At 47.2% G+C, this 21,133-nt stretch carries 18 protein-coding genes; 13 read left to right on the top strand and 5 right to left on the bottom strand.

The annotated features are described in order from the left end of the window. Positions 1–457 precede the first annotated feature (457 nt). Positions 458–844, top strand: a complete 387-nt coding sequence (locus tag HGH91_RS13190; protein WP_168738871.1) for a transmembrane 220 family protein — start codon at positions 458–460, stop codon at positions 842–844. 72 nt (positions 845–916) lie between these two features. On the opposite strand, the gene HGH91_RS13185 is transcribed toward HGH91_RS13190, so the two are convergent. Next, positions 917–3,136, bottom strand: a complete 2,220-nt coding sequence (locus HGH91_RS13185) for a hypothetical protein (protein ID WP_168738870.1) — start codon at positions 3,134–3,136, stop codon at positions 917–919. Positions 3,137–3,276: 140 nt separating this feature from the next. On the opposite strand from HGH91_RS13185, the gene HGH91_RS13180 reads away from it, so the two are divergent. The 5 genes from HGH91_RS13180 to HGH91_RS13160 all read left to right on the top strand — a co-directional run bounded on the left by HGH91_RS13180 (position 3,277) and on the right by HGH91_RS13160 (position 6,357). Next, positions 3,277–3,798, top strand: a complete 522-nt coding sequence (locus HGH91_RS13180; protein WP_168738869.1) for a DinB family protein — start codon at positions 3,277–3,279, stop codon at positions 3,796–3,798. Between the two features lie 84 nt (positions 3,799–3,882). After that, positions 3,883–4,623 carry an SDR family oxidoreductase gene (locus tag HGH91_RS13175; RefSeq protein ID WP_168738868.1) on the top strand — a complete coding sequence of 247 codons (741 nt, stop codon included), beginning with the start codon at positions 3,883–3,885 and terminating at the stop codon, positions 4,621–4,623. A gap of 159 nt (positions 4,624–4,782) precedes the next feature. Next, complete coding sequence (locus HGH91_RS13170) at positions 4,783–5,235, top strand: MarR family winged helix-turn-helix transcriptional regulator (RefSeq protein WP_145663879.1); 453 nt, start codon at positions 4,783–4,785, stop codon at positions 5,233–5,235. A gap of 64 nt (positions 5,236–5,299) precedes the next feature. Next, on the top strand, positions 5,300–5,734 hold the full coding sequence (locus HGH91_RS13165; protein WP_168738867.1) for a DoxX family protein: 435 nt from the start codon (positions 5,300–5,302) through the stop codon (positions 5,732–5,734). A 35-nt stretch (positions 5,735–5,769) separates the two neighbouring features. Further along, positions 5,770–6,357 (top strand): YceI family protein, encoded by a 588-nt coding sequence (locus HGH91_RS13160; protein ID WP_168738866.1) that lies wholly within the window; start codon positions 5,770–5,772, stop codon positions 6,355–6,357. 58 nt (positions 6,358–6,415) lie between these two features. Here the strand turns inward: HGH91_RS13160 and HGH91_RS13155 are convergent, their stop codons facing one another. From HGH91_RS13155 to HGH91_RS13145, 3 genes are all read right to left on the bottom strand, one after another. Beyond that, entirely contained in the window at positions 6,416–6,643 is a 228-nt protein-coding gene (locus HGH91_RS13155; protein ID WP_168738865.1) for a DUF433 domain-containing protein, read from the bottom strand. Positions 6,644–6,722: 79 nt separating this feature from the next. Continuing rightward, positions 6,723–8,006 carry a DEAD/DEAH box helicase gene (locus HGH91_RS13150; protein ID WP_168738864.1) on the bottom strand — a complete coding sequence of 428 codons (1,284 nt, stop codon included), beginning with the start codon at positions 8,004–8,006 and terminating at the stop codon, positions 6,723–6,725. Positions 8,007–8,133: 127 nt separating this feature from the next. After that, positions 8,134–8,661: a YceI family protein gene (locus tag HGH91_RS13145; RefSeq protein WP_168738863.1), complete on the bottom strand. Its 528-nt coding sequence runs from the start codon at positions 8,659–8,661 to the stop codon at positions 8,134–8,136. A gap of 169 nt (positions 8,662–8,830) precedes the next feature. On the opposite strand from HGH91_RS13145, the gene HGH91_RS13140 reads away from it, so the two are divergent. Continuing rightward, positions 8,831–9,586, top strand: a complete 756-nt coding sequence (locus tag HGH91_RS13140) for a DUF4184 family protein (RefSeq protein WP_168738862.1) — start codon at positions 8,831–8,833, stop codon at positions 9,584–9,586. Here HGH91_RS13140 and HGH91_RS13135 read toward each other — a convergent pair. Then, a complete protein-coding gene (locus HGH91_RS13135; RefSeq protein ID WP_168738861.1) occupies positions 9,562–10,236 on the bottom strand; it encodes a hypothetical protein in 675 nt (224 codons plus the stop codon). The two genes, HGH91_RS13140 and HGH91_RS13135, sit on opposite strands and share 25 nt — an antisense overlap. A 36-nt stretch (positions 10,237–10,272) precedes the next feature. Here HGH91_RS13135 and HGH91_RS13130 point away from each other — a divergent pair, with 36 nt between their 5' ends. The 6 genes from HGH91_RS13130 to HGH91_RS13105 all read left to right on the top strand — a co-directional run bounded on the left by HGH91_RS13130 (position 10,273) and on the right by HGH91_RS13105 (position 21,124). Continuing rightward, the gene (locus tag HGH91_RS13130; RefSeq protein ID WP_168738860.1) at positions 10,273–10,800 is read left to right on the top strand and encodes a DUF1697 domain-containing protein; all 528 of its coding nucleotides are present in this window, start codon (positions 10,273–10,275) and stop codon (positions 10,798–10,800) included. A gap of 50 nt (positions 10,801–10,850) precedes the next feature. Beyond that, on the top strand, positions 10,851–11,324 hold the full coding sequence (locus HGH91_RS13125) for an RNA polymerase sigma factor (RefSeq protein WP_168738859.1): 474 nt from the start codon (positions 10,851–10,853) through the stop codon (positions 11,322–11,324). A gap of 4 nt (positions 11,325–11,328) precedes the next feature. Further along, positions 11,329–11,868: a hypothetical protein gene (locus HGH91_RS13120; protein WP_168738858.1), complete on the top strand. Its 540-nt coding sequence runs from the start codon at positions 11,329–11,331 to the stop codon at positions 11,866–11,868. A gap of 149 nt (positions 11,869–12,017) precedes the next feature. Then, positions 12,018–16,088 (top strand): two-component regulator propeller domain-containing protein, encoded by a 4,071-nt coding sequence (locus tag HGH91_RS13115; protein ID WP_168738857.1) that lies wholly within the window; start codon positions 12,018–12,020, stop codon positions 16,086–16,088. A gap of 226 nt (positions 16,089–16,314) precedes the next feature. Then, positions 16,315–19,434 (top strand): SusC/RagA family TonB-linked outer membrane protein, encoded by a 3,120-nt coding sequence (locus HGH91_RS13110; protein ID WP_168738856.1) that lies wholly within the window; start codon positions 16,315–16,317, stop codon positions 19,432–19,434. 16 nt (positions 19,435–19,450) lie between these two features. Next, the gene (locus tag HGH91_RS13105) at positions 19,451–21,124 is read left to right on the top strand and encodes a RagB/SusD family nutrient uptake outer membrane protein (protein WP_168738855.1); all 1,674 of its coding nucleotides are present in this window, start codon (positions 19,451–19,453) and stop codon (positions 21,122–21,124) included. Positions 21,125–21,133: the final 9 nt, after the last annotated feature.

The raw sequence follows: 21,133 nt of genomic DNA, 5'->3' as shown, positions 1-21,133 counted from the left end.
GATTATAGATGTATATAAAGCATTAACTACCCCGCAACCATGCATGATGCGCTACATGGAGCAGAATAAGAAATAAAGTGTCTGTTCAACAATTAAATTATAACCGTTAAGCATTGATTAACTAAAACAAACACCGCTGATCAAATGATGGTTATTTCATGTGAATCTTCGTTTAAAGTTGTTTAGTGACTGGACTACATTACTACTGGGTGTGAGAAACTTTGACGACTGTTACAAACATTTTCTAGCTCAGATTTTGGTTCTCACGTGGAATTCTGTTATCAGTTTCGAATATATAACATTATTCCAGTCTGTACAAATGCTACTTTAACATTTTTTTTAAAATGCCAAATTTGCAGGCCATTCTTCCACTATTCCGCACTGCGGAGATAAAATAATACAAGGAAATACACTTTTGAAATTCTTTTGTGTATGTTTAAGCCCTAATTTTTATGTCATGAAAGCATTGAATATCTTCCTTTCCCTGATGTTCGTCCTCTTTGCCGGCTTACAGTACAATGATCCCGATCCATACGTATGGATGCCTATCTATTTATACGCCGCCGTATTTTGCTGGCTGGCGGCCCGCCAACGTTTTTATCCAAAATGGTATATAGCGGGTATATTGGTATACCTGGCATATGCTACCTATAAATTCTTTGATCAGAATGGTGTGGAGGACTGGTTTACCAAACACCATGCAGAAAACCTGGCTGAAACAATGAAGGCTACCAAACCATGGATAGAAGAAACCCGTGAATTTTTCGGTCTGTTCATCTGCATTGGTGCATTGTTGATGAATTACTTTTACGGCAAGTGGAAAATGAAGGCTGGCCGGGCCTGAGAAAATATCTCTTTATAAAAACAGGAGGGCGGTGAATAAATTCACCGCCCTCCTGTTTTTATACTTCCCTTGTTATAGGCTAATATCCTGGGGGCCTCCATGCAGGGTAATTTCTTTGTTTCTCCAACGGAACTTTCCTGTAATCCCGAAAGGCAGCTTAACGTTGCCGGTTACACGATTATTCTTAAATGCCAGGTCTACTTCTAACAGGCCGCCATCCGGATGCGCCATGGTAGCCTTTACATAGGCTGATTCTCCAGGATCTGGCGCTATTAATACGGTTTTACAACCATAGCTGGTTGACTGTATACCCGCCATAATACCCAGCAGGAAAATATTGGTGACTGCACAGGCCGACTGGTATTGTTGTTCCTGTAGCGGCAACAACACCTGTAACTCTGCCGGGAAAGTAGCCGTAACACCGGTTTCCTGCATGGCTTTAAAAATATAGTATTTCTCCCGCCAGGATTCCTGTGGCGACGGCGCTTCTTTTAATAAACGTTGCATAATACTCTTTACCTGCCTTGGCGGCACGGCCTGCGCCAGCACGAGCATGGCATTGGTGTAGCGGGAATAGCTTTTCCCCCCGGGCATTTCAGCATACCATCCCTTGTCGGCATCATAGCATTGCTGGTATAATACTTCCCGGAGCTTGTCGGCATTGCGTGACCAGGACAGGGAGTCGCCCGGCTTATCGCAGTAGCCGGCAATGAGGGCCGCCTGTCTTAATGCATACAGGTATTGCGCTGTCAACGGACAAAGCGGCAGGCTGTCTTTATAGGGCATATAGCCCGGCAGGCCGGTACTGGCATCGGGGTAGCGGTCTACCCAGTCGAGGATACTCTTAATACCCGGATATACCTGCCTGGCCAGCGCCTTATCTGATTTGTATAAAAGGTAGTCTTGTATAGCGCCTATCCAGGAGAGTGCGGCCGTTACCGTTACCTGTCGGTCGTCTGACGGGTAACGGGTACGTACCAGCCCTTCCGGAATGCGCGACTGGTCTGTTTGCAGCAAGGCGTTTCTCCACAGCTGATGATCTCCGGAAAAAAATGCCAGTGCCAGCCCCTGTATTTGTGCATCCTGAATATATTGTAATTGTTCCTGGAAGGGATCGTTATAGAGGTTGTCCTGCGCACCCAGCAACGTTATACGCTTACTGCTGTTCCACAGTGAGTCTGCCACAGCGTTGGCTGCAAAAGCAGATTTATCAGATAAGCCATACTGCGTATATACGTTAAAGTAGTCGTGCAGGGTAAGCGGGGCTTTGCCGGTTTCAATATCCAGCTGCACATAACGAAAGCTGCGGTAACCGGAAGCGCTGATCCGGCGCCGGTTTCCGCCATCAGGACGAATGATATCCCTTACCGTTGCATTACCGTCCGCTATCGCTTTATAAGTGATATGAATAGTGGCATCGAGCCCACCACTGATCAACATTTCCGGAAAGCCGGTGGTGGGTTGTCCCGCATCGAGGAGTAAAGAAACTTTTCGTTTAGCCGGAATTGTGATCGCGCCGGTGCCTTTTAAAAAGCTGGCGTCAGCGGCTGTTCCTTGTTGGGATACCAGCCGGGAAAAGTTTTGCCGCTCCTGGAAGAGTGGCCCCAGGGGCCGGGGAGTAAGCAGGCGTCCGTTTCCTGCGCTGCTGCCTTGCGGCACCGTGGCGGCCACGATGACCGCTTTTTCCCAGCTACTATCTTTATACGCTGTTTGTTCCCATCCCCAGGGATGATACTGCGCCACGATGCTGTCGCCCGGGAACGCTCCATAGAAGCGGGCGCCGGGCTTCACCGGCAACAAGTTAAAGGCTTCGTCTTCCGTTACCCGCCATGGAGTAGTGCCTGTGTTGATAATGGCGGCCTCCCGGGAACGATGTCCCTGCACGAGCAGGGCGGTGCCCTTCGTAAATTGCCCCTGTGGCCTTGCGGGACCGTAGTTGATGACCTCTATCGCCAGGCTGTTGTCGCCATATTTCAGGTAAGGGCTGATATCCATCGTTTCATAGTACCAGTTGGCCAGGTCGGACCGGGCGGGTCCCATGCCGGCGAAACGCCCATTTACATATAGACGGTAGTAGTTGTCGGCCGACAAATGAATAATAAAAGGGCCTGAATAATTCAGCAGTGAAAACTGTTTACGGAAAAGATATACGCCGTAGGCGTGGGGTGTGTTGGTAACGGGACTAATCCAGCTGGCATCCCATTGCCCGGGCGCGGTATTGGCTGCTTCCGGCGTTTGCGCGTGCGTAGTAACGGAAAGCCCTATTAATGCCCATAATAGCAAATATTTCATAGTAGGGTAGTTGTAGGTGATCGGTAGTCAGGATATGTTATACACAAATATATTAAATATAATAATAACATTACATACCCATCCAGTGCCACGGGTGGCTGTAAAAATTGTTTGTATCTTGACCCTATAAAATACCACCGATGAAGAAAGATGCCATCTCCCCTGATCCTGGTTACTATACCCGGTATATTTCCCTGGTGCCGGACACAGACCTTAACACCGCACTGGACCAGGCATTAAAAGACTTAGCGGCCCTCGATGCAGCCCAGCTGGAGCCTGTGGGCAACTATGCCTATGGACCAGGCAAATGGACCGTTAAAGAAGTATTGCAACATATTACCGATACAGAACGGGTGTTTACCTTCCGTGCCCTGATGTTTGCACGGGGCGACAAGCAGGTACCACCGGGCATGGACCAGGATGAATATGCCGCGCATGCAGCCACCAGTCATCGTAGTGTAGCGGAAGTACTGGAGGAGTTAAAGGCTGTGCGTATGGCCAGCATCGCGCTGTTCAAGAGCTTTTCCGATGAGGTGCTGAAACAAACCGGTATGAGCTGGAAAACGGAAATGTCGGTACTTGCACTGGGATTTGCCACCGTAGGGCACCAGCTGCATCACCTGCAAATACTTCGGGAAAGATACCTGCAGGCACAAAACTAACATAGAGGTTAGTAGTTAACAATTAACGCCCCTCTTCTTTACAACCGGCGACCAGGCTAGCTTTGCTGTCATAAAATATTTTTTATGAAACGTCTGGAAAATAAAATAGCCCTGGTTACAGGAGGAAGTCGTGGTATGGGTGCCGCCATTGTAAAGCGTTTAGCAGCAGAAGGCGCCACTGTCGTTTTTACCTATGTAAAAGGAGCAGCTGCGGCGGCAGCGTTGGTAGCGGAAGTGACGGCGAAAGGAGAAAAGGCCAGCGCCCTGGCGGCCGACAGCGCCGACCCCGCAGCGGTGATCGCGTCTGTCAATGAAACTGTGGCGCAACACGGTCGTATCGACATACTTGTTAATAATGCCGGTACTGCTGTCATGAAAGCATTTACCGAATACACCCTGGAAGACTATGAACATGTAATGGGGGTAAATACCCGTGCCGTATTTGTAGGTACCCAGGCCGCATTGCCGCACATGAGCGCGGGTAGCCGGATTATTACCATTGGCAGCTGTATGGCCGACCGGGTAGTAGGTCCGCATGGTACGCTGTACAGCATGAGCAAATCGGCGTTGATCTCCTTCAATAAGGGGTTAGCCCGCGACCTGGGTACCCGTGGTATTACCACTAACCTGGTGCAGCCAGGTCCCGTAGATACCGATATGAACCCGGCGGACGGTCCGCATGCGGATTTCCAGCGCCAGCACATTGCGTTGGGGCATTATGGAAAGGCAGAAGATGTAGCTGACCTGGTGAGCTTCCTGGCCGGTCCGGAAAGCAGCTATATTAATGGATCTGCGCTCACGATAGATGGCGGTTTGAATAGCTAAGAACGCTTTTCACGCAAAGGCGCAAAGAAGGGAAGACGCAAAGGAGATTATTTAAAGTGCGCTGCGTCTTCCCTTCTTTGCGTCCTGGCGTGAAAAAAATTTGGAGAAATAAAAAATACACCTACCTTTGTTGTATAAACAACAGTTGTAAATGTAATTATGAAACTGGAGGAAGAACTGAAACAAACAAAATTCAAGGATGAATACCAACATGCTATGCTGAACATCATATTCACGGGTAGTTGGCTGGAAGTGGCGACATCCCATATATTGAAGCAGTTTGACTTATCCCCTCAGCAGTTTAATGTATTAAGAATCCTTCGTGGGAGCCATCCCAGGCCATTGAATTTGCTGGACATACAGGAGCGTATGATGGATAGGATGAGCAATGCGACAAGATTGGTAGAGAAGCTACGCCAGAAAGGCCTGCTGACCCGTAAGCAATGCGATAGCAATCGCCGGAAAGTGGAAATCGAGGTAACAGAAAAGGGCCTGGACTTATTAAAAGAGCTGGACCCCTTGATGGACAAGAGCCACAAAGAACTGACAAAGAAAATCACGAAAGAAGAAGCCATTCTCCTCAGTGAATTATTGGATAAACTGAGAAGTTGATTTTTTTTGTCCTAACAGTTGTATATACAATAAAAGTACCAACGATAATTTTAAACCTACATTTATGTTCAAACGATTATTGCAAACAGACGACAACCTTGTATCATTCATCATACGCATTACCGTAGCACTGGTAATGTTACCACATGGCGCTCAAAAGCTGCTGGGTATGTTTGGGGGTTATGGATTTAAAGCTACCATGAACTATTTCACTTCTTCCGGTACGCCCTCCATCCTGGCCTTCCTGGTGATTTTCACAGAGAGTATTGGTTCCCTGTTGATATTACTGGGTTTCACCACCCGTATATGGGCAGCTATGTTAACCGTTATTATGCTGGTGGCTCTTAATATGCACCATGCCAACGGGTTCTTTATGAACTGGACCGGTACACAAGCAGGGGAAGGATTTGAATACCACTTACTGGTTATCGGCATCAACCTGGCCTTAATCATTAAAGGCGCCGGACGCTGGTCAGCAGACCGTCAACTTTCAAAATAAAACATCATTATAATATTTTTTAAAACAAACAAATCATGAAGAAAGGTTTCTTTTTCACGGCTCTCCTCGTGTTAGCCAGCATCGCTTCTTTTGCACAGGTAAAATGGAACGCCGATCCGGCACACACCAGCATCATCTTTGGTGTAAAACACTTAGGACTGAGCTATGTGCAGGGTCATTTCAACAAATTCAATGGTACCATTGAAACTACCGACAGCACTAACTTCCAGAATGGAAAAGTAGATTTCACCGTAGATGCCAGCAGCATTTCCACTGGTGTAGATCAACGTGATGGCCACCTGAAAACAGACGACTTCTTTAACGTAGCTGAATATCCTGCCATCACTTTAAAAAGTGTATCCCTGAAAAAAGTAGCAGGTAACAAATACTTACTGCTGGCTGATCTGACCATCCGAAATACGACTAAACGTGTAACCTTCGACGTTACCTACAATGGTGTAATTAAAGATCCATGGGGCCTGAGAAGAGCTGGCTTCACCGCTAAAACTACCATCAATCGTTTGGACTTCGGTGTAAAGTATGCGGATAAATTACCTTCTGGTGTATATGCAGTAGCACCTACTGTTGACATTACTGTGAACGTAGAAGCGGTAAAACAATAAAAGAGATTGTAAATATATTGGGGAATGATGCCGGCGAAATGCCGGCATTGTTGTTATATCACGTTGAGGATATAATATTTCCGTTAGCTACGGCATCGAAGGCATAAGCCAATACAGCACTTATTGACATATAAGTTAGTCCGGGATAAGCGCTGAGCAAATCCTGAATCATAGCTCCTTCCGATAACTTTTGTAAAACCAATGCAACTGGAATTCTGGTTCCTTTTACAATAGGTTTTCCCAACATTATGTTAGCATCAGACGCTATAAATTCTTTATAATCCATTGTGCAATGTTATACCCTGTAATCTAAATAAAAAAGAGGATGCTACGCATCCTCTCTCGCCTTTTATCTCCCGAATAAATTATTTCTTCTTCGCCTTCTTCTTCGCTGTAGCTGCAGCGCGCTTCTTCACCTTTTTCTCTAACTCTTCCATTTCCTTGTTATGCTGATCGAGCAACAGTTGCCAGTTATCGTTGGGGATATCTTCGGAGAAGCTGATTGTTTCACGGTAATCGTCTTTGTTGATGGTCATCTCCGTAATATTCTTCCCTAAAAATTTCTGGATAGTTTCCAGCATAGGTTTTTCTTCTGTGCTGCAGAAAGACACTGCCTGTCCTTTCTGTACACCTCGCCCGGTACGGCCTACACGGTGAACATAGTTTTCCGCTACATCCGGCAGATCGTAATTCACCACATAATCCACATTGGGGATATCGATACCTCTTGCATTTACATCTGTGGTAATCAATACCTTGACATCGCCCGATTTGAAGGCAGCCATTACGTCGAGGCGATCGTCCTGTTCCTTGCCGCCATGCATGGTGATGGATTTGATGCCAATGCGGGTCATGGCCGCCATTACACGTTCTGCCCGCACTTTGGTGCGTACAAATACCAGGATCTTACTTTCCGGAAATTCTTTGATCAGTCTTTCCAGGAAGAAGCGTTTATCGTCCATTTCCACGTAGGCTACAGCGTGACTTACATTTTTGGATACCGGGTCTTTGGGAGATATCTGTATGCGAATAGGATTATTCACTACAGAATAAGCCAGGTCCTTGATATCCTTGTTGAGGGTAGCCGAAAAGAAAAGAGTTTGGTGTTCGCGGGGAATATGTTTGATCACATCGCGGATATCCCGGATAAAGCCCAGGTCGAGCATGTGGTCCGCTTCATCCAGTACCAGTGTTTGAGTGTGGCTCAGGTCTATATGTCCCTGATTAATCTGGTCGAACATACGGCCGGGGGTAGCAATAAGTACATCTACGCCTTTCTCCAGCATTTTTATCTGCGGGCCCTGGTCTACACCTCCTACCAGCGCCAGGATACGGAGATCTGTATATTGCGCAATGCCCTGGAACACTTCTGCAATCTGGATAGCCAGCTCACGGGTAGGTACCATTACCAGGCATTTCACCTCGTAAGGGGCCTTGCGGTGGCGCCGGTCCTGCTGCTGGAGCCGGTGCAGGATAGGAATGGCAAAAGCTGCCGTTTTACCAGTGCCGGTTTGGGCGATCGCCATCACGTCATCCCCGTTCAGAATGGAGGGAATGGCCTTAAACTGTATATCTGTAGGCTTTTTAAAGCCCATTTCCTTCAGACTGTCCTTTATTTCAGTAGAAATATTGTATTGTTCAAATTTCATGGGCACAAAGATAGGATAAAGCGCAAAGCATAAAGCAAAAAGCTATTATAGCAGATGAAAAGCGCGATTTTTAAATATCCGCCAAGATCACCCGCTACAATAGCTTTTGTCTTTATGCTTTCTTATATTATGCTTCTTTAATCAGCTGCACTTCCATATTCAACTTCACTTCATCGCTGAGTACGATACCGCCTGCTTCGGTCGTAGCATTCCAGCGAAGACCATAATCAGCACGGTGAAGACGTCCTTTGAGCGCAAAGCCGGCTTTGGTTTGACCATAAGGATCTACGGTAGTTCCGGCATGTACTACGTCCAGTTCAATGGGATGGGTTTCCCCTTTAATGGTGAGCTCACCCAACAATTTATATTGCTCGTCGTCTACCTTTTTTACTTTTTTGGAAACGAAGCTGATCTTGGGATGGTTGGCCGCATCAAAGAATTCGCCGTTTCTCAGGTGTTCATCCCTTTGCCTGTTTTGTGTATCAATACTATCAGCCGCCGCTTCGAAGGAAATAGTAGCATCATGAAAGTCATCACTACTGGTCAGCATATTTCCGGTAAAACGGGTAAAATATCCACTCACATTCGTAATCATGAGGTGTTTAACTTTGAATCCTATTTCGCTGTGTGATTCATCAATTTTCCATTTTGTCATAGCACATTGTTTTTATGTTTTCAAAGACTAAATAAAAATACGTGTTATCACATGGAAAACGTTGGACATTTTACAGGAAATGATGGACAATTGTAACATTAACATTTCTTTATCATGCGGCGATTATTTATTATAGTTTAATTAAATTTATATCCAATTACCATTAAAGATGCCTTTTACGATATCACATGCGGCGATAGTGGCCCCCCTTACCTATGCCCCCCGCAAATACTTGTCTGCTACCGGTTTAATTGTCGGCAGTATGGTACCGGATTTTTTATATTTTATTTTTCTCAATCCCTACTTCAATCTTGGACATTTATGGTGGGGAGTTTTCGTATATGATATACCGTTAGCGCTGCTGCTGTCGTACCTCTATCATCACAGGGTGAAGCAGGTTTTACTGCCTTACCTGCCGCAATGGATCAGCAGCAGGCTGTTGCCCTTCCAGGGTTTCAACTGGCACCGCTATTTCCGGCAACATTATTTTGTGGTGATCTATTCTGTCGTACTGGGGGTACTGACTCATTTTTTCCTGGACGCCTTTACCCATGAACATGGATTTTTTGTGCGGTGGTGGTTTTTTCTTCAACAAAATATCACTGTATTCGGACATACTATCCAAACCTGGTATGGGATGCAATACCTTACTTCTATGGCGGGCTTGCTGATATTGCTGCTCGTTTTCCTGAAAATATCACCGGAACCGTATACTGATACCGCCAGTTGGCCGCAAATTGCCGGCTTCTGGCTAACAGTAGGCCTGTTGAGTACCATCGTGCTGGTAACCAATGAACACCTGCATTATATTTACTGCTACCGGCTCGATTACCTTGCCACCTTATTAGGCGGCGTTTTCTATGGACTGGTGGGCGCCGTGTGGCTGTATAGCCGCGTTATTTACGCATCCCGGTCGGTACGATAGCACCATTCCAGGTGAAGAGTGTGCAGTATATGCTGATACCGCTGTTCATTGTTGGTACCTGCGTAGATCCCATTTACCGTACCATCCTGTTCCGTAGTGAATACAACAATATCTTCATAGTCGTTGGTAAAGAAGCGTAGCAGCTGGTGGGAAATCCCTGTTTGCTCCTGCCAGTTGCCGGTTACTGCCGCTATATGCTTCGGGGTAAGATCTTCTTCCAGGTCGGTAAATGCGGTGTGGGTAAGTCCCCCTAAAGCGCCATTCCACCAGGCCATCGATAACAGGAAATTTTCTGTAGTATCTGAATCCACAAACCAGTCCTTCCGCGCGCTGTCGTAGGTGCCATATACCGGTGGGTTACCGGCCGCCAATTCCGTTTTGGACAATCCCCATAACACCACGCCCTGATTTTCTTCATAAAATACCAGGTGTTCATCTTCCGAAAAGCCCATCTCGTTGAAGGCAGTCAGGCGGTTAAAGCTATCATTGATTTGCCTGTTAGCACCCAGGGAGAGATAATATTCCCGGAGGATAGCCGGGATACGGATCTGTAAACGTTCTTCCAGGGCTGCCAGCGCAGATTCAGGATAACCGTGGTTGTCGGCTTCCGGTAAGTTATATAACTTACGAATGATTTGTAGATAGTGCATGATGCAACAAACTTACAAAGTAAAGTTGAAAACCATATGACCAGGTATGTCGCATTTTTAAGGGCCGTTAATGTAGGCAAGCGTATCATTAAAATGGAAGATCTGCGCCAGCAGCTCACCACAGCCGGCTATAAAAATGTAAGCACCTATATTCAAAGCGGTAATATCATGTTTACAGCCAGCGGCAAGGCAACTACTTTATCCAAAAAAATGGAGCAATTGCTCCTTCGTACCTACGGTTTTGAAGTGCCGGTCATTATACGGTCGGTAACCGAGCTGGAGGCGGTGGTGGCTCATACCCCTTTTCCCGGCGTAGTGCCCGATAAAAAGCTACAGGTGTACATTACTTTCCTGTCGGCGCCGGCGGGTCCTCATGCGGCGGAAGTCATCGCCTCACTGCAATCGGCCGCCGAAACGCTTCATATGCATGGCACGGAAGTATATACCATGATCCGGAAAGACCTGGAAACCAAGCCCCTCGATGTGGTAGCCCGGCTGGAGAAAAAGCTGGGGGTACCCTGCACCACCCGCAACTGGGCTACGGTGAATAAAGTAATCTGGTAAGACTGTAAGTTTTTAACCCGGACTGCAACTAACTCCATAAAATCAGTTTCATGGATAAACAGGCCTTTCTTGCTACCATTACACAACACCAGGGAATGCTGCATAAGCTCTGCCGCCTGTACCGGGATACTCCCGAAGACCGGGAAGATCTTTTCCAGGAGATGATTTACCAGTTGTGGAAATCGTTTCCCTCATTTAAAGGCAACGCCAAAATCAGCACCTGGATATACCGTATTGCCTTGAATACGGCGTTGGCCAGCTTCCGTAAGAAAAGTCTGCCCGTTACCTATACCGATACCTTTCCTGAAATAGCCCAACCTGCCGATCATAGGGATAACGAACAACAGGAATTGTTTTTTGCGGTGCTCAAACAGCTCAGCGATGCAGAAAAGGCCATTATTGCCCTGTACCTGGAAGAGATGAGCTACCAGGAGATCGCCGGTATTATTGGGATAGAAGAGAATTATGTAGGCGTAAAGCTTAACCGGATTAAAAACAAAATCAAAAGCCTCTTAAACTTATAAACATATGGATCACATTAAATCTTACTGGGATAATACACCCACCCCCAACAAAAACATCCTGGAAATACAGGCGCTGGCTGAAAAGAAAACATTCCCGGTGCTCAGGAGTATCCGTAAGCAACTCACCATAGAGATAGTGGGCTACAGCGCCTTCCTGCTGGCGTATTACGATTTCTTTGACGGCCACAAAAAGCCGCTTTTCCTGAACCTGTTGCTGGTAGCGGCAGTGCTATTACTCCTGGTACATAACGTTGTTGGCTATACGCTATCCAAACGTCCCGTATTGGGGGAAAATTTATTAGATAACCTGCGGAAGAAATCGTTGCAGATAAAGCAGTATGCAGTGATCTCCATCTCTTCTAAAATACTGGCGATGGCAGGTATATTTTCTTTCTTCCTGGGTGCAGGCATTCAATGGGATAATGCCCGCTACGCTGCATTGGCGGCTATTGCCGGCATTGTTGCCATACAGGGCGTCCTGCTATGGAAAGTATGGGCCGCGCGGGTAAAACGTATGAACACCACTATCGCTGAACTGAGTTAGTAAATCCCGGGATTTGTTGCAGCTGGTGTTCCGCCGCGTTGTGCGGCTTGCTGTATGGGCATGGGTAGTTGGTTTCATTCAAATTTAGTGGTTAAAATCAAAAAAATCCCTGTCTTTTTCAATAGCTTTATGGCCGTTAAAATAAGCCTATGTGTGATGTGAGGAAATGTTGCTTTATTTTATTGCTGATGGTGATCGCCAGTACCACGTTTGCCATAGGTTATCCAATCAGGTATCTCGGGATAGAAGATGGGCTATCCAACAATGCTGTCACCTCTGTATACCAGGACCACAAAGGGTTTATGTGGTTTGGCACTTATGATGGGCTGAACAGGTATGATGGATACAGGTTTAAAATTTACCGGAACAAAGTGGGAGATAGTACCTCCCTGGCCGACAATGGTATTTATACCCTGGCCGACGATAGTCATCACCAGCTTTGGGTGGGCGGCAGGCGGGGTGTCAGCGTTTTTAATCCTGCCACCGAAAAATTTACCATGCCTGTGTACCGGCCGGTAAATAGCCGCACGCTACGCAAAGCCAATGAAAACATACACGTCATTAAGTCGGATGAAAACGGGCTTACCTTAATCGGTACCGAAAAAAACGGCTTACTTGTATTTGACAATACCCTCCACGAGGGCCGGCAGGTACCTTTGCCCAGTGATGGTACTACGCTTACCAACTATGAAGTAACCGGCATAAAACTTACCGGTAAATCGGCCTGGGTATTTGTACAGAATATTGGCCTGTGCAGGTATGAAGCCAGTCAACAGACCCTACATATTATTTCCAGGGAGATCCCCCGGGCTAATTGCCTTAATGTAGACCAATCCGGCAACCTGTTGCTGGGTACGGATACCGGTGTATTCCGGTATATTCCCGCTACCGGAAAATTTTCGGGCAATGCCTTACCGGAAAACAGTAAGATTGTAGTGTTGTATACCGACAGAATGGGACTGACCTGGTGTGCTTCTGATGGAAATGGCATCTACCTGATATCTGGCGCGGATGTTCCGGCCCGTCCGTTTACCCATCCCGGCAGCCCTGCACAGCTGAGCAGCAACTCCGTTTATTCCATTTATGAAGACCGCGAAGGGCGCAAATGGATAGGCACCTTGCGGGGGGGCATCAATATCCTGGAATCGAGGCGTAACCCATTTGAACTAAATGTATTAAACAGGAATCCCGATGCCAGGGCCATCGATAACTTCATTTTTTCCTTTTGTGAAGAAGATGCCAAAAATATCTGGATAGGCACCGATGGAGGGGGATTGAAATACTGGAACCGGGAAACAGGGGCCATTACCTCCTATAGTCACGATGCACAGCAGCCACAAAGCATCAGCAGCAATTTTATTACCTCCATCATTCATGATGTTCGCCACGACTTGTGGATATCTACCTGGTTTGGCGGGGTAAACCGGTATCGTACTGCTACCGGGAAATTTGAACATTACGTATGTTTTAATCCGTATACCCATACTGCCGAAAACAATGTGTGGCTGGTATATGAAGACCGTCAGCAACAGCTATGGGCCAGCACCACCAACAACGGCACTTTGTATCGTTTTAGTCCCCGGGAAAACCAGTTTGTGCTTTTCGACAGCAGCCTGGTAAACATGCAGTGCCTGGCGGAGGACCGGGAAGGTCAGCTATGGGGAGGAAATTATTCGTCCCTGATCCGGATAGACAGCACTCACCGGCAACACCGGCGTTTTGATATTGGCTATACCGTTCGCTCTATTCACCATGATAAACGCGGTAATTTTTGGGTGGGCACCGATGGAGGGGGCCTCCTGCGCTTCAACCGGCAAACGGGGGCCTACACCCGGTATACGATGACTGAGGGACTGCCGAGTAATTCCATACTCCGGATGCTGGAAGACAATAGCGGTAATATCTGGATCAGCACCTTCAACGGGCTTTCAAAATTTGACCCGGTAAAGAAAACGTTTCGCAATTTTGCAGCCTCCGATGGATTACAGAGTAATCAATTCAGCTTCAATGCGGCACTGGCACTGCACTCAGGAGAGTTTGCCTTTGGCGGTATTAAAGGGTTCAATATTTTTTACCCTGATAGCGTGTACGCAGAAACGGCCATTCCTCCGGTGTGGCTGACCGATATCAAAATCAATAATACCCCGGTAACAGCGCTGGACAACTACGTATCCGGCAGGACCCGGGCGGACGAAGTGCGGGAAATTACCGTTCCTTACGACAAGGCCACAATCGCCTTCGACTTCGTGGCACTGGAATATAGCTTACCAGATAAAATCAGCTATGCATACCGGCTACAGGGCTGGGATAACAACTGGAATTATGTAGGCTCCACCCGGACCGCCAACTATACCCACCTCCAGGAAGGCCAATATACTTTTGAGATAAAGGCCAGCAATGCCGACGGATTCTGGAGCCCGGAAATCCGTACCATTTCCCTGGTGGTATTGCCCCCCTGGTACCGTACCTGGTGGGCCTACCTGCTTTATATTACTACCACGCTTGCCGCTATTTACCTGTACATCCAGTATAAGGCGCGGGAAGAGCGGTTGAAATATGAAATCAAGCTGGCATACCTGGAAAAAGAAAAGGAAAAAGAGCTGAACGAAAAGAAGCTATCGTTTTTCACCAACATTTCCCATGAGTTCCGGACACCGCTCACCCTCATCATTAATCCGCTGAAGGAGCTACTGCAACATAAAAATGACCGGGACCTGGGAGTCGTATACCGCAATGCCAGGCGCCTGCTTAGCCTGGTAGACCAACTCCTGCTGTTCCGCAAAGCCGACCAGGAAGGCGACCAGCTGAAAGTGGCGCCACTGGATATTGTGAACCTTTGCCATGAGGTATATCTCTGCTTTTCACAGCAGGCAAAAATTAAAAATATTCAATATATCTTCCAGGCGCAACCACCGGCCATAGAAGTATATGGAGACAGCGAAAAGCTGGAAATTTCCATTTTCAACCTACTTTCCAATGCATTTAAGTTTACCCCGGATAATGGCACCATCATTTTTGAAGTGAGTGGAGAAGAAGACGGGGTGACTATTGTTATCAAAGACAGTGGCTGTGGTATAGACGACAGTGTGGGCAACCGGATCTTTGAAAAATTCCAGCGGGCACAGGATCGAAAGGAATCATTACAAACCGGTTTCGGGATTGGGCTTTACCTGGTAAAACACTTTATAGAAAAGCACCATGGAAGTATCAGTTATGAGAGCAAGGTAAATGAGGGTACAGCCTTCCGGCTTTCCCTGAAAAAAGGAAGCGCTCATTTTGCCGGTACCCTGTTATTGGAAAGCGCCGGGCATAAATCGGCCTTCCTGGAGGAGCTCAGCTCCGGCGCCACCCTGGCAGCACCGGATACTACCGTTGCTGCCCAGGATGCCGAAGTTGCCACCACTACTATTACCGAAAAGAAATCGATCCTGCTGATCGATGATCATGATGAGATCAGGCAGTACCTCCAGCAGTTATTCAAAGATAAATTTGTGGTATATGAGGCGGATAACGGTACCACCGGCTTTTCGGCCGTACAGAAATATATGCCAGACCTGGTGATCAGCGATATCCAGATGGAAGGAATGGATGGGGTAGAGTTATGTGCCAGGATCAAGCAAACAGATACCATCAGCCATATCCCGGTGATCCTCCTTACTGGTTCTTCTGCATCCGACACCCGCCTCAAAGGCCTGGAGGGCGGGGCCGACGACTATATTACCAAGCCATTCGACAACGACCTGCTGATGGCCAAGGTGAATAACATTATCAAGAACAGGAACCTGTTGCAGCAATACTTCTTTGACCGTATTACCCTCAAAAACAGCAATATCAAGGTACCGGCTGAATACCAGGATTTCCTTAAACGCTGTATTGAGATCATAGAAGCCAACCTGGAGGATGAAACCTTTTCCATTAAAAAGTTTACCCTGGAAATCGGCATGAGCCATTCCAGCTTATACAAGAAAGTAAAATCCATTTCCGGCCAAACGATCAATTCTTTCATCCGGTCGATCCGGCTCCGGAAGGCGGCTGTTTTCCTGCTCAAGGAAAACTACACCATTACCCAGGCAGCCATGCAGGTAGGTATCGGAGATATTAAATACTTCCGTGAACAGTTTGTCAAACTGTTTGGAATGAATCCTTCCGACTACGTAAAAAAATACCGGCACTCTTTTAACAGGGATTTCAATGTAACAGAAAGCCAGGAAGAGGTATAACACCCTTTTTCCGCTACTGTATTCACTTTGAGCATAGGGGGCGATTAAATACCCCCTGTCGATAATTTACGATTTTACCCCCTTTTTTAAATGATTTACCCCCTCTATGATCTGTGTACCTCATAGTACATTGCGGATAACATAGAGGGCTGGGGGAGCGAAAATCAGTCCATTCAACCAAAATTGATTCGCCAGCATTCCAAATCATTCATTTAAATATTGCGTTATGAAAAGACTTCAATCCGGAACGGACCATGAGTTATTTGTCCCTTTACGGAGCCAACCTGTTCTTTCCCGTTTATTTTTTCTATTGCTATTATTGTTTGCCGGAGGGGCACAGGCACAGCAGGCTGTGGTAACCGGTACGGTGTCGGCCGACAATGCCCCTGTTCCGGGGGTAACCATCCGTGTAAAGAACAAGACAGGTGGCGCATTGACCGATGGTGATGGAAAATTCAGCATCAATGCAGCCGTTGGAGATACCCTGTTATTTAATCATATGTCATATACCGAGCAGCGGGTAGCCGTAAGAGGCGGGGCGCCCCTGCGGATTGTGCTGACTGCCCTGAGCAAAACCGTGAACGAAGTGGTGGTAGTAGGGTATGGCACCCAAAAGAAAGCTACGTTAACGGGTTCTATTTCCGTGGTAAAGGGGGCCGACATTGTGCAAAGTCCCCAGCCTAACGTATCCAATGCGCTGACCGGCCGTTTTTCCGGCGTTATTGCCAACAACCGCTCCGGTGAGCCAGGCTACGATGGTTCTGCCGTTACCATCCGTGGGTTAGCCACTACCGGCAACAACGATGTACTGATCGTAGTAGATGGCGTTCCCGGCCAGATCGGGGGCCTCGACCGACTGGATCCTAACGATATCGAAAGCATTTCCGTACTGAAAGACGCTTCTGCCGCCGTATACGGTAGCCGCGCGGCCAACGGCGTAATGCTCATCACCACCAAAAGAGGTAAAACCGGAAAACCTGTTATCAATTACAGCTTTAACCAGGGATTTTCCTCTCCTACCAGGTTGCCTAAAATGGCTGATGCATATACCTATGCCCAGATCATGAATGAAATCCAGTATTATAATAACAATGCCGGCGGTATGAACCAGTTTTACACTGCCGAGCAATTACAGAAATTCAAAGATGGTTCCGACCCGGTAAATTATCCTAATACCGACTGGCAAAAGGCCACCCTGCGGAAAACCACTACCCAGAACCAACACAGCCTTTCTGTAAATGGTGGTGGAGAAAACGTACGGTATTATGTTTCCCTGGGTATGATCGGTCAAAACGGATTATATAAAAACGGCGCCACCAAATATAACCAGTACAATTTCCGGTCAAACATCGACGCCGATGTTACCAAACGCCTGAAAGTAAGCCTGTACTTATCTGGTCGCCAGGAAGATCGTCAATATCCTACTACCTCTGCAGGAGATATCTTCCGCGGCATTTACCGGGCTTACCCCACCGTGTTAGACAGATATCCTAATGGCCTGCCTACTACCGGTATTGAAAACAATAACCCGGTGATGCAGGTAACAGATATGGGTGGCCTTTCCCGCAACCCTACCCAGGTGTTTAATGGTATACTGAAAGGATCCTATGCCATTCCAGGGGTGGAAGGCTTATCACTGGATGGTTTCCTGTCGGCCGACAAATCCTGGAACTTTACTAAGACCTTCGCTACTCCTTATAAAGAATATACTTTCGATGCGGCTTCCAACACTTATGTGCCGAAGATCGTAGGAGGTTCCAATGGTAAAGCATCGCTGGTAGAGCAACAGCGGAATATGTCGTTGCTGACCACCAACATTAAACTGAATTATGCCCGCCGTTTTGGTGCGCACGATTTCAATGCCTTTATTGGTTATGAGCAAAGCAAAAATGCGGTAGATACCCTGAGCGCCGGCCGGATCAACTTTCCAACCCCGCTCACACCGGAATTATCGCAGGGAGGCGCCGCCGCTACCGACAGAAGTAACTTCGGCAGCAGCTATAACTTCACCAGGAAAAGCTATTTCGGAAGAATTGCGTATAACTACCTCGAAAAATACCTTCTGGAAGTACAGGCCCGTGTAGACGGATCTTCCACCTTCCCCGAAGGCAAACAGTATGGCTTCTTCCCGTCTGTTTCTGCTGGTTGGGTAGTATCCAAAGAGTCCTGGTTTGAGCCGGTGAAATTCATTAATAACTTAAAACTCCGCGGCTCCTATGGTACGCTGGGTAACGATAATGTGGGCTTGTTCCAGTATTTCGACAACTACTCTTTCTATAACCAATACGTGATCAACGGACAAATTCAAAGTGGTATAGACCTGGTGAAGCTGGCCAATCCTAATATTACCTGGGAAGTAGCGAAGAAGATGGACCTGGGGCTGAATGCCACTTTCCTCGATCACTTCTCCCTGGAATTCATCTATTTCCAGCAGCATCGTACCAAGATATTAACACCGCGTACCTCGCTGACCCAGACCTCCGGTATTGTGAACCCATTTGATAAGAACAATCCGCTGGTGCCGGCAGAAAATATCGGTAAGGTAAACAGCCAGGGTATTGAAGCTACCCTGGGATATGACAATACTACTGGTAGCGGCTTCCACTATAATGTTTCCGGTAACGTAACCTATGCCAAAAATAAGATCATCTTCAAAGACGAAGCGGTAGGTACGCTACCCTACCAGCGGGAAACCGGCGGACCAATGAATACGTCCCTGTTGTACAATGCTATCGGCATTTTCAGAACAGCAGACGACCTGGCCAAATATCCTCATTTACCGAATGCCAAGCTGGGCGACCTGATTTACCAGGATTATAACGGCGACAAACAGATTACAGCAGATGATATGGTGAGAACCAAGTATGGCAACATTCCTGAAATCACTTATGGTATCAACCTGGCAGCCGATTACAAAGGATTTGACCTGTCGGTATTGTTCGCCGGACAAACACATGTAAGTCAATATGTGCTGCCTGAATCTGGTACCATCGGTAACTTCTACAGCAGCTGGGCAGATAATCGCTGGAGCCCTTCCAACCCTAACGGTTCTTATCCACGTGTAGATGAACGTGCTTCTTCTTCCGTAAATGGGGGTCTCCGTCCCAATACTTTCTGGCTGAACAATGCCTCTTTCCTGCGTTTAAAAAACATTTCCCTGGGTTATACCATCCAGTCATCTGTTTTATCACGCGCCAGGATTGCGGGTCTTCGCGTATATGCCAATGCCTTTAACCTTTTCACCATTACCAAAGTAAAAGACTACGATCCGGAAGGTTTCAGCAACAGTGGACAGTTTTATCCACAACAACGTATCGTGAACCTGGGTGTAAATGTTAAGTTCTAAACACAAAAATCAAATCATGAAAACTACAAATATATTATACGGTCTGGCTTTAGTGGCGTCAGGTATCCTTTCTTCCTGTCAGAAAGATTTTCTGAATGTGACTCCCACCGACAGGATATTGGGAGATGCCGTACTGGCCGATTCTTCTTTGTTTGAAAACTATGTCATTAACCGTTACCTGAGCATCAGGTTACAGGATAAAGAAGGGGAAGGCAGTAACCCGGGATTTGGCAGAGGGTTTGAATATGGCCTGTGGAGCTCTATTACCGACGAATCTATTTATAACAACGACGATAACACCTGGCTCGTTCAGCAGGGACAGCTGGCGCCTGAAAACATGGGTATCACCGGTACCATTTGGGGGAGAAGTTATCGCGGTATCCGGGAATGTAACTACGGGCTCAATCACATTGACACCGTAGTAATGAGTACCGCGCATCGTAATCGGCTGAGGGCAGAACTACGCTTTATCCGGGCCTTCCGTTACCATGACCTGATCCGTAACTACGGCGGGGTAGTGATGATGGGAAATAAAGAATACAGTTTGCAGGATAACCTCAGCGATCCGGCTTTGTTTAACAGGGCTACCTTACAGGAGTCGATGGACTATGTTATATCCGAGCTCACCGCTGCAGCAGCCGATCTTCCGACCGATAACAACAGTACCAACTGGCTGCCAGGCAGGGCTACCCAGGCTGCTGCGCTGGCGCTGAAAGCCCGCTTGCTGCTATATGCTGCCAGTCCGTTGTACAACGTAGGCACCTGGCAGGCTGCAGCCGATGCCGCCAAAGCGGTGATAGGACTTTCTAAATACAGCATAGCGCCGGATTATACACAGTTGTTCCTGAACAGCAATAACAACGAAATTATTTTCGCGCGGCAATTCGCGGTGGGCGCCCGCCACGTATGTCTTGAAATCTCCAATGGTCCTAACGGCTATGGCGGATGGGCAGGTAATACACCGCTGCAGAATATGGTGGATGCCTATGAAATGAGTAATGGTAAACCCATTACTGATCCCGCTTCCGGATATAATCCACAGAATCCATATGCTAACAGGGATCCCCGTTTTTATGCCACTATTCTCTATAACGGCGCCTCTTACCGCGGATCTACCATACAAACTTTTACACCCGGGGGTAAAGACAGTAAGGATGGTCCTTCCAACTGGAATGCTTCCAAAACAGGTTATTACCTGCGCAAATTCCTGGATGATAAAAATCCTATCGACAATCCATGGGATGTAGCGGGATTGCAGCCCTGGATTTACATTCGTTATGCAGAAGTATTACTGAACTACGCTGAAGCGCAAAATGAAGCGGTTGGTCCGGATGCCAGCGTATACAATGCGATCAACCAGATCCGCCAGCGCGCCAGCGTGCATCAGCCAGCATTAACACCGGGGCTTTCCAAAGACCAGATGCGCGACGCTATCAGGAGAGAAAGACAGGTAGAACTGGCCTATGAAGAGCACCGCTTCTATGATGTTCGCAGGTGGAAAATTGCCACTGTTACCGAAAATATACCTGCTTATGGTATCACCATTACGGCTAACGGCGGCGCCTATACTTATGCAAGGAAAGTGGCCCTGGATAACCGCTTGTTTAAAGAGGCCAACTACTGGTTACCTGTTCCAAGGGCAGATATACTGGCCTCCAATGGCACCCTGAAACAGAATCCTGGCTACTAGCCTCATGAT

Source organism: Chitinophaga eiseniae, assembly GCF_012641265.1.
Taxonomy (GTDB): domain Bacteria; phylum Bacteroidota; class Bacteroidia; order Chitinophagales; family Chitinophagaceae; genus Chitinophaga; species Chitinophaga eiseniae_A.
The sequence above is the reverse complement of the archived record's forward strand: the minus strand, read 5'-3'. Positions and strand labels throughout refer to the sequence as shown.